The organism is Flavobacterium sp. N502540 (genome assembly GCF_025947365.1).
GTDB lineage: Bacteria > Bacteroidota > Bacteroidia > Flavobacteriales > Flavobacteriaceae > Flavobacterium.
The window spans coordinates 984921-999795 of sequence record NZ_CP110012.1 but is presented as its reverse complement, the minus strand read 5'-3'; the positions used below and the strand labels follow the sequence as shown (position 1 = coordinate 999795).

Genomic DNA, 14875 nt, shown 5'->3' with positions numbered 1-14875 from the left:
CAAGCTTAAAATTTAACATTGTAACATATTGCAATCATTGTGTTAAATAATTAGGCTTATTGGTTGTTTTGCCCGTCATTGCTGAGATTAATCTGATATATTTGATGTAATTATTTGGAATTTTTCAGTAGTTTTAATTCCTTAATTATTTGTTAATAATATAAATGTTGATTTGGTGAATTTTCTCACAATGTTAAAATTTAACATTATAGCATATGTTAATAATTGTGTTAAATAATTTAATTTCCTGAAGATTTGCCCCGCCATTGCTGAGATTAATTCGGAGTAGCCCGTTCATGGTCTGAATGGTTGTGCCGATTCCAACTCCTGATAATTTTTGTAATTTATTAAGATTTTGACTGTTGGTTAAATCCTGATAGATTGCAAAGTCAATAATAGAATTGATGTATAGGTTGTCTGAAACTTTGTATCTGTATTCGGTGAGTAGCATGGATGCAAAATTCCCTTGCAGACTATTTTCTATAAAGCCTCGTATAGAGTTTGTTCCTCCAAATCGAAATAATTCGTTGGTAATGTAGTTTTGACTTTTTAGATAAAGAATTTGCGGATTTATATAGATGAAATTTTTCCTGTTGAGTTCAAAATTATAAGAGAGGTTAAGATTGGTGTAGAATTGTTTACTGGATTCGGCAGTTTTGGGGCTGTTGTTGGTGTCTCTTTTTCCATATCCTAAAAGCAGGTTAAGGGAGACTTTTTTAGGAAATAAATTTTGGAGGTAATCTATTTTTTTATACTCAAGGGTAGAAGTGATGTATGAGTTTTTGTAGTCGCTAATTGTGGTATTGTTTGTGTTTTGAATATCGCTTGATTCTGTGGATTGATAACCTAGATATAGTCGTGTATTGTAGTTTAAGAAATAGCCTAAATCAATCGCGGTTTTGGTGTTTTGAAAAGTACTGTCCTGTTTGAAAATATTTAATTGTGCTTTGATTCCCAGTGAAGATTGAAATATGTATGGGATCTCGATTTTAGTGTTGAAGGTTTTTTGTTGATTTCCGTCACTTTTCCAATACAGTGAAAATTGTTCGCCTGCATGAAGAGTGTTTAATAGGGATAGGTCCAGATATCCGTTCAGAGTTGTTTTTTTGTTTTCGTCATTAGAAAATCCAATGTAACCATCAAAAGTATTGGCTTGTCTTTTTTCTATATAACTGTATATTTTTGTCGAATCGGTTGTGAATAATACTTCCGGATATTTGGTTTGAGAAGTGAATTCAAATGCATTGATATCGTTATACAATTGTTTTATGGTTTCCTGATTGAAAGTCTTGTTTAAATATTTCTTTTTAAGCTGTTTTAGATGTCCTTTTGGGAAATAGTCTCTTTTTGTCAGGTCAGTTTGAGTAAGAATAATGGAATTTACGATGCGTTTTTTTTCGGATTTATAGTTTAACTCCGCGTAAATAATTGAATTCTTTTTTTGTAGGTTTTCAAGTTTTAGTTTGTTTAAAGCGAAACCTGCTTTTTCAGCATCTGATGTTTTTTGGATCAAATAATTTTCCAGTTCTTCATATGCTAGAATTAAAGTGTCGTTTTTAATTTTTGCTTCGTCAAAAAAACGGTGATTCGTTCCTATATATATGTGGACTTCTTTTGTTTTGTTTTTTAAGTCGATTTTTGAGATAAAAGTGCTATCGTTTGTTTTTTTTGTTTCAAGTATGGCATGATCGAGATATCCCTGTTTGGTTAATTTTTCAGATACATTTTTAACTTCTTCGAAAAGTGATTTTATGTTAGTATGGTTTTCTGAATAATTCAGTGAGTCGATAATTTGTGTTTCGGCTTGATTTATTCCTTTAATTTGTAAATGAAGATTTTGAGCATTGGAAGAGATGCTGATTAAGAAGAATAGGAGAGGTAAAAGCAGTTTCAAAAGCAATTGTTTCATTAATTAAAAGTATTACAAATATCTATTGTTTGTTTGTAAAATCATATGCTTAAATAATGTTATTGAAAATTAATGAATTAACGTTTGTATAGTGAAAAATATTTTATACATTTGCAACCCCGTAAAAAGCGGGAATTTAATATACATAATAAATTTTTAGTATTAATTATGCCAACAATTCAACAATTAGTAAGAACAGGAAGAACTCAGATCACTAAGAAGAGTAAATCGGTTGCTTTAGATTCTTGTCCTCAAAGAAGAGGGGTTTGTACGCGTGTTTACACTACTACACCAAAAAAACCAAACTCTGCAATGCGTAAAGTTGCGCGTGTACGTTTGACAAATGGTAATGAAGTGAATGCTTACATCCCTGGAGAAGGACACAATTTACAAGAGCACTCGATAGTATTAGTGCGAGGTGGAAGGGTAAAAGATTTACCAGGTGTTAGATATCATATCGTTCGTGGAGCGCTTGACACGTCAGGAGTTGCAGGAAGAACGCAAAGAAGATCTAAGTACGGTGCTAAACGCCCAAAAGAAGCAAAAAAGTAATTTAAAACGTTAAGAGTTGGAGGTTAGGAGTTAAGGGTTGGGGTTTTAGGCATGTGCTTGAAATCTATAACACATAACATTTAACGGATAACCTATAACTTTTTATTTAAAAAAAAGACATGAGAAAAAGAGCGGCAAAGAAAAGACCACTTTTACCAGATCCAAGGTTTAATGACCAATTGGTAACACGTTTTGTGAACAACTTAATGTGGGATGGTAAGAAATCTACAGCTTTCAAAGTATTTTATGATGCAATTGATATCATCGAATCTAAAAAGCAAAATGATGAGAAAACTTCATTAGAAATTTGGAAAGATGCTTTAACAAACGTTATGCCTCACGTAGAAGTACGTAGCCGTAGAGTAGGTGGAGCTACATTTCAAATTCCAATGCAGATTCGTCCAGACAGAAAAATTTCTATGGCAATGAAGTGGTTAATACTTTATTCAAGAAGAAGAAACGAAAAATCTATGGCACAACGTTTAGCGTCAGAATGTTTAGCAGCTGCTAAAGAAGAAGGTGCTGCGGTTAAGAAAAGAATGGATACTCACAAAATGGCAGAAGCTAACAAAGCATTCTCTCACTTTAGATTTTAATTCGTAAAGAAATGGCTAGAGATTTAAAATATACAAGAAATATCGGAATTGCTGCTCACATTGATGCTGGTAAAACAACAACTACTGAGCGTATTCTTTTTTATACTGGAAAGTCGCACAAAATTGGTGAGGTACACGATGGTGCTGCAACAATGGACTGGATGGCGCAAGAGCAGGAAAGAGGTATTACAATTACTTCTGCTGCTACAACTTGTACTTGGAATTTTCCAACAGAGCAAGGTAAAGTTCTTCCGGAATCATTGCCTTACCACTTTAATATTATTGATACTCCTGGACACGTTGACTTTACCGTAGAGGTAAACCGTTCTTTGCGTGTATTGGATGGTTTAGTGTTTTTGTTTAGTGCGGTTGATGGTGTTGAGCCTCAGTCTGAAACTAACTGGAGACTTGCTGATCAATATAGAGTTCCTCGTATGGGATTCGTAAATAAAATGGACCGTCAGGGGGCTAACTTTTTAGGAGTATGTGGCCAGGTTAAAGATATGTTGAAATCGAATGCGGTTGCAATTACTTTGCCTATTGGTGATGAGGCTGATTTTAAAGGTATCGTTGACTTAGTTAAAAATCAAGCTATTGTATGGCATGATGAAACGCAAGGAGCTACTTTTGATATCGTTGATATCCCTGCTGACATGGTTGACGAGGTTAGACAATATCGTTCTATCCTTATCGAAGAAATTGCTACTTACGATGAAAATCTTTTAGATAAGTACATGGAGGATGAGAACTCTATTACTGAAGATGAGATTAATAATGCTTTAAGAGCTGCTACAATTGATATGGCAATCATTCCTATGCTTGCTGGTTCTTCTTTCAAAAACAAAGGAGTTCAATTCATGTTAGATGCAGTTTGTAAATATTTACCATCTCCTTTGGATAAAGAAGGTATTGAAGGGATTCATCCTGATGATGCTGATTTATTAGAAGAAGATCAAACTAAAATCTTGCGTAAGCCAGATGTAAAAGAGCCGTTTGCTGCTTTGGCATTTAAAATTGCTACTGACCCATTCGTAGGTCGTTTAGCTTTCTTCCGTGCTTACTCTGGTCGTTTAGATGCTGGTTCTTATGTTTTAAATACTCGTTCTGGTAACAAAGAAAGAATTTCTCGTATTTACCAAATGCACGCCAATAAACAAAATCCAATCGAATTTATTGAGGCTGGAGATATTGGAGCTGCTGTAGGATTTAAAGATATTAAAACTGGAGATACTTTATGTGATGAAAAGAATCCAATTATTTTGGAGTCTATGAAATTCCCTGATCCGGTAATTGGTATTGCTATTGAGCCTAAAACTAAAGCTGACGTAGATAAAATGGGTATGGCTTTGGCTAAATTAGCTGAAGAAGATCCAACGTTTACAGTTAGAACTGATGAGGCTTCAGGTCAAACTATTATCTCAGGTATGGGTGAGCTTCACTTAGATATCTTAGTAGATCGTATGAAACGTGAATTCAAAGTTGAAGTAAACCAAGGTGAGCCTCAGGTTGAGTATAAAGAAGCTTTCACAAGATCGGCTACACATAGAGAGACTTATAAAAAACAATCTGGAGGTCGTGGTAAATTCGGTGATATCGTATTTACAATTGAGCCTGCTGATGAAGTTGATGGTAAAGTTCCTGTAGGATTACAGTTTATTAATGCTGTAAAAGGTGGTAACGTTCCTAAAGAATATATTCCAGCTGTTGAAAAAGGATTTAGAGAGGCTATGAAAACTGGTCCATTAGCAGGATATGCTGTGGATAGTTTAAAAGTGACTTTAACTGATGGATCTTTCCACCCTGTGGATTCTGATGCATTATCTTTTGAGTTAGCTGCAAGAATGGGTTATAAAGAATCAGGACGTGCTGCCGGAGCTGTTATTCTTGAGCCAATCATGAAAATCGAGGTTATTACTCCTGAAGAAAACATGGGTGATATCGTAGGTGACTTGAACCGTCGTAGAGGTCAGGTTAATGATATGGGTGACAGAAATGGAGCTAAAACTATTAAAGCTGATGTGCCTTTATCTGAAATGTTTGGATATGTTACAACATTAAGAACATTGTCTTCAGGTAGAGCTACTTCAACAATGGAGTTTTCTCACTATGCAGAAACGCCTTCTAATATTTCAGAAGCGGTAATTAAAAAAGCAAAAGGTAACGCTTAATTCTTAAGAAAATGAGTCAAAAAATCAGAATAAAACTAAAGTCTTACGATCACATGTTGGTAGATAAATCTGCTGAAAAGATCGTAAAAACAGTAAAAACTACTGGTGCAGTTGTAACAGGTCCAATTCCATTGCCAACTCACAAAAAACTTTTCACTGTGTTACGTTCTCCGCACGTTAACAAAAAAGCGAGAGAGCAATTTGAAGTAATGTCATACAAGAGATTGATTGATATTTATTCATCTTCATCTAAAACTATTGATGCTTTAATGAAACTTGAATTGCCAAGTGGGGTTGAAGTAGAGATAAAAGTATAATTTTTTTTATATTTTTTATATAAAAAGCGAGTCAGAAATGTCTCGCTTTTTTTTGTTTTAAAATAATGCTTTTTTTAGGGTGTGATTTTGAGTTTTTTTATTCTGGTTTTTTATATAAATTTTTGTAAAGCTCTTTGTTTTAGGGTGCTTCGGGTGTTTTTTGTTGTGGTTTTATTAATTAATTGTTAAGTGTGAATGGGTTAAAAATGCAAAATATAATTTCAATTTCAGGAAAGATTAAGGTGGTTTTTGATGTTGTTTTGATGCTTGGTTTTTGATAATGAGCTATTTAATTTTTCTAACTGTTTGGTATATTCAATTTTAATATCTACTTTTGCACTCCCTGTTTGGAAATTTCTGTTATTTTCAAATTGAAGGGAATTTTAGTAATTAATAATTAATATTTATGTCTGGGTTAATTGGTAAAAAAATCGGCATGACTAGTATTTTCGACGAAAACGGGAAAAACATTCCTTGTACAGTAATCGAAGCTGGTCCTTGTGTTGTTACCCAAGTCAGAACCAAAGGTGTTGACGGGTACGAAGCGTTGCAACTTGGTTTCGATGACAAAAACGAGAAACATTCCACTAAAGCGGCTTTAGGTCACTTTAAAAAAGCTGGAACTGTAGCTAAGAAAAAAGTCGTTGAATTTCAAGATTTTGCAACTGAGCAAAAATTAGGAGATCTTATTGATGTTTCTATTTTTTCTGAAGGAGAATTTGTAGATGTACAAGGTGTATCTAAAGGTAAAGGTTTTCAAGGGGTTGTTAAACGTCACGGATTTGGTGGTGTTGGACAAGCAACTCACGGTCAACACAACCGTTTAAGAGCGCCAGGTTCTGTAGGAGCATCTTCTTATCCATCTAGAGTATTCAAAGGAATGCGTATGGCTGGAAGAATGGGAGGAGACAATGTAAAAGTTCAAAACCTTAGAGTTTTAAAAGTAGTGGCTGAAAAGAACCTACTTGTTATTAAAGGATGTGTTCCTGGACATAAAAACTCTTATGTAATCATTCAGAAGTAATGGAAGTAAAAGTATTAGATTTCAACGGAAAAGATACTGGAAGAAAAGTTCAACTTTCTGATTCAGTATTCGCAATTGAACCAAACAATCACGCTGTATACCTTGATGTTAAGCAATATCTTGCTAATCAAAGACAAGGAACTCACAAAGCTAAAGAAAGAGCTGAAGTGACAGGAAGTACACGTAAGATTAAAAAACAAAAAGGAACTGGTACAGCTCGTGCGGGAAGTATCAAAAATCCATTGTTTAAAGGTGGTGGAACAATTTTCGGACCAAGACCAAGAAGTTATTCATTTAAATTGAATAAAGGCTTGAAAAGATTGGCAAGAAAATCAGCTTTCTCAATCAAAGCAAAAGAGTCGAATATTATCGTTCTTGAAGACTTTAATTTTGAAGCGCCAAACACTAAAAATTTCATTAACGTTTTGAAAGCTTTAGGGTTAGAAAATAAAAAATCTCTATTTGTGTTGGGAGAGACGAATAAAAATGTATATTTGTCGTCACGCAATTTAAAGGCTTCTAATGTCGTAACTAGCTCAGAATTAAGCACTTACGCTATTTTAAACACTAACAATTTAGTGCTTTTAGAAGGTTCTTTGGAGTTAATCGAAGAAAATTTAAGCAAATAATAGGAGTATGAGCATCATAATTAGACCTATAGTAACAGAAAAAGTAACCAAAGAAAGTGAAGTTTTAAACCGCTTCGGATTCGTTGTTGACAAAAAAGCAAACAAAGTTCAAATTAAGAAAGCTGTTGAAGCTGCTTATGGAGTAACTATCGTTTCAGTTAACACGATGAACGTAAGACCGGACAGAACTACAAAATACACTAAAAGTGGTTTAATCAGTGGAAAGACAAATGCTATTAAAAAAGCAATTGTACAAGTACAAGAAGGAGAAACAATTGATTTTTACAACAATATCTAAGATAGAAAAATGTCAGTAAGAAAATTAAAACCTATTACCCCAGGTCAGCGATTTAGAGTTGTGAATGGTTATGACGCCATTACAACTGATAAGCCGGAACGCTCTTTGATAGCGCCGATAAAAAACTCTGGAGGTAGAAATAGTCAAGGAAAGATGACCATGCGTTATACGGGTGGTGGTCACAAGCAGAGATATCGTATTATTGATTTCAAAAGAACTAAAGTTGGAATTCCAGCTACTGTGAAATCAATCGAATACGATCCAAATCGTACTGCATTTATCGCTTTATTAGCTTATGCTGATGGAGAGAAAACTTATATTATCGCTCAAAACGGATTGAAAGTTGGTCAGAAATTAGTTTCTGGTCCAGAATCTCAACCAGAAATCGGTAATACATTACCTTTAAGCAGAATTCCTCTTGGAACTGTTATATCTTGTATTGAGTTACGTCCAGGACAAGGAGCAGTTATTGCTCGTTCAGCTGGAACTTTTGCTCAGTTAATGGCAAGAGACGGAAAATACGCTACAATTAAAATGCCATCTGGAGAGACAAGATTGATCTTGTTAACATGTTCGGCTACAATTGGAGCTGTTTCTAATTCTGATCACCAATTAGTTGTATCTGGAAAAGCAGGTAGAACAAGATGGTTAGGAAGAAGACCTAGAACTAGACCAGTAGCGATGAACCCAGTTGATCACCCTATGGGAGGTGGTGAAGGACGTTCTTCTGGAGGGCACCCACGTTCAAGAAACGGATTGCCAGCTAAAGGTTACAGAACTCGTTCTAAGAAAAACCCGAGTAACAAGTATATCGTAGAACGTAGAAAGAAATAATAAGATATGGCACGTTCATTAAAAAAAGGACCTTTCGTTCATTATAAGTTAGACAAGAAAGTTCAGGAAAACGTAGAAAGTGGTAAAAATGCAGTTGTAAAGACTTGGTCTAGAGCTTCCATGATTACTCCGGATTTCGTTGGACAAACTATCGCAGTTCATAACGGTCGTCAATTTGTACCGGTTTACGTAACAGAAAACATGGTAGGTCACAAATTAGGAGAGTTTTCACCAACTAGATCTTTTAGAGGTCATGCTGGAGCAAAAAATAAAGGTAAAAAATAAAAGAAGCAATGGGAGTTCGTAAAAGAGAAACAGCAGATGCGAGAAAAGAGGCTAATAAGTCTATTGCTTTCGCAAAATTGAATAACTGCCCTACTTCACCTAGAAAAATGCGCTTAGTAGCGGACTTGGTAAGAGGTCAGAAGGTAGAAAGAGCACTTAACATCTTAAGATTCAGTTCTAAAGAAGCTTCAAGAAAATTAGAGAAACTATTATTATCTGCAATCAACAACTGGGAGCAAAAAAATAGTGAAGGTAATTTAGAAGAAGCTGGATTATTTGTTAAAGAGATCAGAGTAGATGGTGGAATGATGTTGAAAAGACTTCGTCCAGCTCCACAAGGTCGTGCACACAGAATAAGAAAACGTTCTAACCACGTTACAATCGTGCTTGGAGCTATCAATAACACACAAAGCAATTCTTAAGCAGCATGGGACAAAAGACAAATCCAATTGGAAATAGACTTGGTATCATCAGAGGGTGGGACTCAAACTGGTATGGTGGAAATGACTACGGTGATAAACTTGCCGAAGATCACAAAATCAGAAAGTATATCCACGCTCGTTTATCAAAAGCTAGTGTATCTAAAGTAATCATCGAGAGAACTTTGAAACTTGTAACCGTTACTATCACTACTGCTAGACCTGGTATCATTATCGGAAAAGGTGGACAAGAGGTAGACAAGTTGAAAGAAGAACTTAAGAAAGTTACTGACAAAGAGGTTCAAATCAACATCTTTGAAATTAAAAGACCTGAGTTAGATGCTTATCTTGTGGCGACAAGCATCGCTCGTCAAATCGAAAGCCGTATTTCTTACAGACGTGCAATCAAAATGGCTATTGCTGCTTCTATGCGTATGAACGCTGAAGGTATCAAAGTTTTGATTTCTGGTCGTTTGAATGGTGCTGAGATGGCGCGTTCGGAAGGTTTTAAAGAAGGTAGAATTCCTCTATCAACTTTCAGAGCTGATATTGATTATGCTTTGGCTGAAGCTCACACTACTTATGGTAGAATGGGTATCAAAGTATGGATCATGAAAGGTGAAGTTTATGGAAAGAGAGATCTTTCTCCACTTGCAGGAATGGATAAAAAACAATCTGGAACTGGTGGTGGTAAAGGTGGCGATTCTCCAAGAGGAGACAGAAAGCCTTTTAATAAAGGTGGAAAACCAGACGCTCGTAAAAGAAAGTAAATTTTTAAACTAAAGAAAAATGTTACAGCCTAAAAGAACAAAATACCGTAAGGTACAAAAAGGTAAGATGAAAGGTAACTCTCAAAGAGGGCATGAACTTTCTAATGGAATGTTTGGTATTAAATCTGTACATGAAGATGGAATGTTCTTGACTTCTCGTCAAATCGAAGCTGCACGTATCGCTGCAACTCGTTACATGAAGAGAGAAGGACAATTATGGATTAAAATATTTCCAGACAAGCCTATTACTAAGAAACCTCTTGAAGTACGTATGGGTAAAGGTAAAGGAGCAGTTGAGTATTGGGCTGCTGTTGTTAAACCAGGAAGAATTATGTTTGAAGTTGGAGGAGTTCCATTGTCAGTTGCAAAAGAGGCTTTACGTCTTGCAGCTCAAAAACTTCCAGTAAAAACTAAATTCGTCGTTGCTAGAGATTTCGAAGCATAATTAAATTTATATTATGAAACAATCAGAAATAAAAGATCTTTCTGCAGCGGAGTTGCAAGAAAAACTTAGTCAAACTAAGAAAATATATGCTGACCTAAAAATGGCTCACGCTATTTCTCCAATTGAGAACCCACTTCAAATCAGAAGTGTAAGAAGAACAGTTGCAAGATTGGCTACAGAGTTAACTAAAAGAGAGTTACAATAATTGTATTCTGCTGAAAGATGGAAGAAAAAAGAAATTTAAGAAAAGAAAGAATAGGTGTTGTTACTTCAAATAAAATGGATAAGTCTATTGTTATTGCTGAAGTAAGAAAAGTAAAACACCCATTATACGGTAAGTTCGTGTTGAAAACTAAGAAATATGTTGCACACGACGAAACAAACGACTGTAACATTGGAGATACTGTAAGAATTAGCGAAACGCGTCCTTTAAGTAAAACAAAATGTTGGAGATTAGTTGAAATCTTAGAAAGAGCTAAATAATTATGGTACAACAGGAATCAAGACTAAAAGTAGCAGATAACACGGGAGCAAAAGAAGTTTTAACTATCCGTGTTTTAGGAGGTACCAAAAGAAGGTATGCCTCTGTTGGTGACAAGATTGTAGTATCTATTAAAGATGCAACTCCAAACGGAAACGTGAAAAAAGGAGCTGTTTCAACTGCAGTTGTTGTACGTACCAAAAAAGAAGTGAGAAGAGCTGATGGTTCTTATATCCGTTTCGATGATAATGCATGTGTTCTTTTGAACGCTGCAGGGGAAATGAGAGGAACACGTGTTTTTGGTCCGGTAGCAAGAGAACTTCGTGAAAAACAATTCATGAAAATTGTATCATTAGCACCAGAAGTGCTTTAATTCGTTTTAAGATGATAAAGCTAAAAATAAAATCAGGAGATATCGTAAGAGTTATTGCTGGAGACCATAAAGGTGCTGAAGGTAAAGTATTACGTGTTTACCGTGAGAAAAATAAAGCGATAGTTGAAGGTGTAAACATGGTTTCAAAACATACAAAACCAAGTGCTAAAAACCCTCAAGGTGGTATCGTTAAGAAAGAAGCTTCTATACAAATATCTAACATTTCACTAATTGATCCTAAAACTAAGGAAACAACTAGAGTTGGTATTAGAGTAGAAGGAGATAAGAAAGTAAGATTTTCAAAAAAATCTAATCAAGTACTATAGTAATGGCATATACACCTAGACTAAAAGAAGAATATAAGAGTAGAGTAATCTCTGCTCTTAAAGAAGAATTCGGATATACAAACGTAATGCAAGTTCCTAAACTTGAAAAAATCGTTTTGAGCCGTGGAGTTGGTGCAGCTGTATCTGATAAAAAACTTATTGACTATGCAGTTGATGAGTTAACAAAGATCACTGGACAAAAAGCAGTATCTACAATTTCAAAGAAAGACGTTGCGTCATTCAAATTGAGAAAAGGGATGCCTATTGGAGCAAAAGTTACTTTACGTGGAGAGAGAATGTATGAGTTTTTAGATAGACTTATTACTTCTGCTTTACCACGCGTTAGAGATTTTAGTGGTATCAAAGCTACTGGTTTCGACGGAAGAGGTAATTACAATCTTGGAGTTTTAGAGCAAATCATTTTCCCAGAAATTGATATTGACAAAGTAAACAAAATTTCAGGAATGGATATTACTTTTGTTACTACTGCAAAAACAGACAAAGAAGCAAAGTCGTTATTGGCTGAATTAGGTTTACCTTTTAAAAAGAATTAAGACATGGCTAAAGAATCAATGAAAGCCCGTGAGGTGAAAAGAGAGAAAACGGTAGCTAAGTACGCTGAAAAAAGAAAAGCTTTATTGGAAGCTGGAGATTATGAAGGCTTACAAAGATTACCTAAAAATGCTTCACCAGTTCGTTTACACAACCGTTGTAAATTAACAGGTAGACCAAGAGGTTATATTCGTCAATTTGGTATTTCACGTGTAACTTTCCGTGAGATGGCAAATAATGGATTAATCCCTGGAGTAAAAAAGGCTTCTTGGTAATCTCGCAATAAGTTATTACTTTTGCAAACCGAAAAATAATTTTAATTGATTAAAGGTTCGGGAGACGGGTGTCTCCCGAAAACCATAATCGCAATCAAATACATATGTATACAGATCCTATTGCAGATTATTTGACTAGAGTTCGTAACGCTGTGGCTGCAAACCACAAAGTTGTTGAAATTCCAGCTTCTAATCTAAAAAAAGAAATAACTAAGATCTTATTTGATCAAGGTTATATCTTGAGTTACAAATTTGAAGACAACTCTGTTCAGGGTTCAATCAAGATCGCTTTGAAGTATGATAAAGATACTAAAGAGCCTGTAATTAAAGATATCCAAAGAATTAGTAAACCTGGTTTACGTAAATACGCAGGTGCTGCCAAATTACCAAGAATCCTTAACGGATTAGGAATTGCTATTGTTTCAACTTCAAAAGGTCTTATGACTGGAAAACAAGCGAAACAATTAAATGTAGGTGGTGAAGTAATTTGTTACGTATACTAATTTTAAAGACTAAATAAGATGTCAAGAATAGGTAAAAGCCCAATTGTAATCCCTGCTGACGTAACTGTAGAAGTTAAAGACGGTATCATTACAGTAAAAGGAAAAAAAGGTCAACTATCTCAGGAGTTTTCGGACGTAACTGTAAAAGTTGAAGGCGATCAAGTACAAGTTGAAAGATCGTCTGATCATAAAGACCAAAGAGCAAAACACGGATTGTACAGATCTTTAATCAGTAATATGATTGTTGGTGTATCTGAAGGTTTTACAAAAGAACTTGAATTAGTTGGAGTTGGTTATAGAGCTTCAAACCAAGGTCAAAAGTTAGATTTAGCTCTTGGATATTCTCACAATATTGTTTTAGAAATTGCTCCGGAAGTAAGTTTAGAAACAATATCTGAAAAAGGAAAGAACCCTATCGTAAAATTAACATCATTTGATAAACAACTTTTAGGTCAGGTTGCTGCGAAAATCAGAGGTTTCCGTAAGCCTGAGCCGTACAAAGGAAAAGGTGTTAAATTTGTGGGTGAAGTATTAAGAAGAAAAGCAGGTAAATCAGCTTAAAAAATAAGATTATGTCATTAACAAAATCTGATAGAAGACAGAGAATTAGATTCAGAATTAGAAAATCGATTAGTGGTACTGCTGCTAACCCAAGACTATCTGTATTTAGAAGTAACAAAGAAATTTACGCTCAACTTATTGATGATGTAAATGGAGTTACTTTATTAGCTGCATCTTCAAGAGAAAAAGAAATAGGAAAAGGTACTAACGTTGAAGTAGCTGCTGCTGTTGGAAAACTAGTTGCAGAGAAAGCGTTAAAAGCCGGGATCGATACCATCACTTTTGACAGAGGTGGATATTTATACCACGGTCGTATTAAATCATTAGCAGAAGGCGCAAGAGCGGCTGGACTTAAATTCTAATATATTATGTCTAAATACAAAAATGTAGAATTGGTAAAACCAAGTGGTCTTGAACTTAAAGATCGTCTGGTAAGTGTTAATCGTGTTACTAAGGTTACAAAAGGTGGTAGAGCTTTCGGTTTTTCTGCTATTGTAGTTGTAGGTGATGAAAACGGAGTAGTTGGTCATGGATTAGGAAAATCTAAAGACGTTTCTGAAGCAATTGCGAAAGCAGTAGAAGATGCTAAGAAAAATTTAGTAAAAATTCCTTTGAACGGACAATCTGTTCCTCACGAACAAAAAGGTAAATTTGGTGGTGCACGTGTATTCTTAATTCCTGCTTCTCATGGTACAGGAGTTATTGCTGGTGGAGCTGTTCGTTCAGTTCTTGAATCAGTAGGTATTCACGATGTATTATCTAAATCTCAAGGATCATCAAATCCTCATAACGTGGTAAAAGCAACTTTTGATGCTTTATTACAAATGAGAAGCGCTCATACTGTTGCAAAACAAAGAGGTGTTTCTTTAGAAAAAGTTTTTAAAGGTTAATTCAAGGAAATTATGGCTAAATTATTAGTAAAACAAGTAAGAAGCAAAATCAACTGCCCTCTTTCTCAAAAAAGAGGTTTGGAAGCTTTAGGTCTACGTAAAATGGGACAAGTTGTAGAGCATGATTCAAATCCTGCAATCCTTGGGATGATAAACAAAGTTAAACACTTAGTTTCTGTAGAAGAAGCTAAATAACAAATACTGTTATGAATTTAAGTAACTTACAACCAGCTGAAGGGTCAACACACAATCAAAATAAAAGATTAGGTAGAGGAGAAGGTTCTGGAAAAGGTGGTACTTCTGCAAGAGGTCACAAAGGAGCAAAATCTCGTTCTGGTTATTCTAAAAAGATTGGTTTTGAAGGAGGACAAATGCCACTTCAAAGACGTGTGCCTAAGTTTGGTTTCACAAACATCAATCGTAAAGAATACGAAGGTGTTAATTTAGATACGCTTCAATTATTAGTAGACAATGGTGTGATTACTGATTCTGTTTCTATGACAGATTTCGTAGCAAATCGTCTAGCTACCAAAAATGAAATCGTTAAGATTTTAGGTAGAGGAGAGTTGAAAGCAAAATTAAAAGTAACTGCCCACAAATTTACCGCTACTGCAAAAGCTGCTATCGAAGCTGCTGGTGGAGAAGCTGTAACTATATAACTTATCTAT

General features: G+C 35.0%; 25 protein-coding genes. 24 read left to right on the top strand and 1 reads right to left on the bottom strand.

Annotated elements, in window-relative coordinates; translation table 11 throughout:
* Positions 1-193 precede the first annotated feature (193 nt).
* Positions 194-1909, bottom strand: coding sequence for a hypothetical protein (locus OLM58_RS04595; protein WP_264531369.1), 1716 nt, complete (start codon positions 1907-1909; stop codon positions 194-196).
* A 168-nt stretch (positions 1910-2077) separates the two neighbouring features.
* Between OLM58_RS04595 and rpsL the strand changes: the two genes are divergently transcribed.
* From rpsL to rplO, 24 genes are all read left to right on the top strand, one after another.
* Positions 2078-2461, top strand: a complete 384-nt coding sequence (gene rpsL / locus OLM58_RS04590; RefSeq protein ID WP_007136570.1) for a 30S ribosomal protein S12 — start codon at positions 2078-2080, stop codon at positions 2459-2461.
* A gap of 119 nt (positions 2462-2580) precedes the next feature.
* Complete coding sequence (gene rpsG, locus OLM58_RS04585) at positions 2581-3057, top strand: 30S ribosomal protein S7 (protein WP_017495022.1); 477 nt, start codon at positions 2581-2583, stop codon at positions 3055-3057.
* A gap of 11 nt (positions 3058-3068) precedes the next feature.
* Complete coding sequence (gene fusA, locus OLM58_RS04580) at positions 3069-5225, top strand: elongation factor G (protein ID WP_017495021.1); 2157 nt, start codon at positions 3069-3071, stop codon at positions 5223-5225.
* Positions 5226-5236: 11 nt separating this feature from the next.
* Positions 5237-5542 (top strand): 30S ribosomal protein S10, encoded by a 306-nt coding sequence (gene rpsJ, locus OLM58_RS04575; RefSeq protein ID WP_007803605.1) that lies wholly within the window; start codon positions 5237-5239, stop codon positions 5540-5542.
* 406 nt (positions 5543-5948) lie between these two features.
* Complete coding sequence (gene rplC, locus OLM58_RS04570; RefSeq protein ID WP_017495020.1) at positions 5949-6566, top strand: 50S ribosomal protein L3; 618 nt, start codon at positions 5949-5951, stop codon at positions 6564-6566.
* Complete coding sequence (gene rplD, locus OLM58_RS04565; RefSeq protein WP_017495019.1) at positions 6566-7195, top strand: 50S ribosomal protein L4; 630 nt, start codon at positions 6566-6568, stop codon at positions 7193-7195. The genes rplC and rplD overlap by 1 nt, the downstream gene beginning before the upstream one ends.
* 7 nt (positions 7196-7202) lie before the next feature.
* A complete protein-coding gene (rplW, locus tag OLM58_RS04560) occupies positions 7203-7493 on the top strand; it encodes a 50S ribosomal protein L23 (RefSeq protein WP_017495018.1) in 291 nt (96 codons plus the stop codon).
* Positions 7494-7502: 9 nt separating this feature from the next.
* Positions 7503-8327 (top strand): 50S ribosomal protein L2, encoded by an 825-nt coding sequence (gene rplB / locus OLM58_RS04555; protein ID WP_017495017.1) that lies wholly within the window; start codon positions 7503-7505, stop codon positions 8325-8327.
* A 6-nt stretch (positions 8328-8333) separates the two neighbouring features.
* Positions 8334-8612, top strand: a complete 279-nt coding sequence (rpsS, locus tag OLM58_RS04550; protein ID WP_008464288.1) for a 30S ribosomal protein S19 — start codon at positions 8334-8336, stop codon at positions 8610-8612.
* An 8-nt stretch (positions 8613-8620) separates the two neighbouring features.
* The gene (gene rplV, locus OLM58_RS04545) at positions 8621-9034 is read left to right on the top strand and encodes a 50S ribosomal protein L22 (RefSeq protein ID WP_007803631.1); all 414 of its coding nucleotides are present in this window, start codon (positions 8621-8623) and stop codon (positions 9032-9034) included.
* A 5-nt stretch (positions 9035-9039) separates the two neighbouring features.
* Entirely contained in the window at positions 9040-9801 is a 762-nt protein-coding gene (gene rpsC / locus OLM58_RS04540) for a 30S ribosomal protein S3 (protein ID WP_007803635.1), read from the top strand.
* 19 nt (positions 9802-9820) lie between these two features.
* Positions 9821-10246 carry a 50S ribosomal protein L16 gene (gene rplP, locus OLM58_RS04535; RefSeq protein ID WP_017495016.1) on the top strand — a complete coding sequence of 142 codons (426 nt, stop codon included), beginning with the start codon at positions 9821-9823 and terminating at the stop codon, positions 10244-10246.
* A 13-nt stretch (positions 10247-10259) separates the two neighbouring features.
* Positions 10260-10451, top strand: a complete 192-nt coding sequence (gene rpmC / locus OLM58_RS04530; protein ID WP_007803639.1) for a 50S ribosomal protein L29 — start codon at positions 10260-10262, stop codon at positions 10449-10451.
* A gap of 17 nt (positions 10452-10468) precedes the next feature.
* Positions 10469-10729, top strand: coding sequence for a 30S ribosomal protein S17 (gene rpsQ, locus OLM58_RS04525; protein WP_007803646.1), 261 nt, complete (start codon positions 10469-10471; stop codon positions 10727-10729).
* Positions 10730-10731: 2 nt separating this feature from the next.
* Positions 10732-11100 (top strand): 50S ribosomal protein L14, encoded by a 369-nt coding sequence (gene rplN, locus OLM58_RS04520; RefSeq protein ID WP_007803649.1) that lies wholly within the window; start codon positions 10732-10734, stop codon positions 11098-11100.
* A gap of 11 nt (positions 11101-11111) precedes the next feature.
* Complete coding sequence (gene rplX, locus OLM58_RS04515; RefSeq protein ID WP_007803650.1) at positions 11112-11426, top strand: 50S ribosomal protein L24; 315 nt, start codon at positions 11112-11114, stop codon at positions 11424-11426.
* A 2-nt stretch (positions 11427-11428) separates the two neighbouring features.
* Entirely contained in the window at positions 11429-11980 is a 552-nt protein-coding gene (gene rplE / locus OLM58_RS04510; RefSeq protein ID WP_017495015.1) for a 50S ribosomal protein L5, read from the top strand.
* A 3-nt stretch (positions 11981-11983) separates the two neighbouring features.
* Complete coding sequence (gene rpsN, locus OLM58_RS04505; protein WP_008464305.1) at positions 11984-12253, top strand: 30S ribosomal protein S14; 270 nt, start codon at positions 11984-11986, stop codon at positions 12251-12253.
* 104 nt (positions 12254-12357) lie between these two features.
* Positions 12358-12756: a 30S ribosomal protein S8 gene (gene rpsH, locus OLM58_RS04500; RefSeq protein ID WP_017495014.1), complete on the top strand. Its 399-nt coding sequence runs from the start codon at positions 12358-12360 to the stop codon at positions 12754-12756.
* 18 nt (positions 12757-12774) lie between these two features.
* Positions 12775-13317, top strand: a complete 543-nt coding sequence (gene rplF, locus OLM58_RS04495) for a 50S ribosomal protein L6 (protein ID WP_017495013.1) — start codon at positions 12775-12777, stop codon at positions 13315-13317.
* An 11-nt stretch (positions 13318-13328) separates the two neighbouring features.
* On the top strand, positions 13329-13679 hold the full coding sequence (rplR, locus tag OLM58_RS04490; RefSeq protein WP_017495012.1) for a 50S ribosomal protein L18: 351 nt from the start codon (positions 13329-13331) through the stop codon (positions 13677-13679).
* 3 nt (positions 13680-13682) lie between these two features.
* Positions 13683-14207, top strand: a complete 525-nt coding sequence (gene rpsE / locus OLM58_RS04485; RefSeq protein ID WP_085950926.1) for a 30S ribosomal protein S5 — start codon at positions 13683-13685, stop codon at positions 14205-14207.
* Between the two features lie 12 nt (positions 14208-14219).
* Complete coding sequence (gene rpmD / locus OLM58_RS04480) at positions 14220-14402, top strand: 50S ribosomal protein L30 (RefSeq protein ID WP_017495010.1); 183 nt, start codon at positions 14220-14222, stop codon at positions 14400-14402.
* Positions 14403-14413: 11 nt separating this feature from the next.
* Positions 14414-14866, top strand: coding sequence for a 50S ribosomal protein L15 (gene rplO / locus OLM58_RS04475; protein WP_017495009.1), 453 nt, complete (start codon positions 14414-14416; stop codon positions 14864-14866).
* Positions 14867-14875 lie beyond the last annotated feature (9 nt).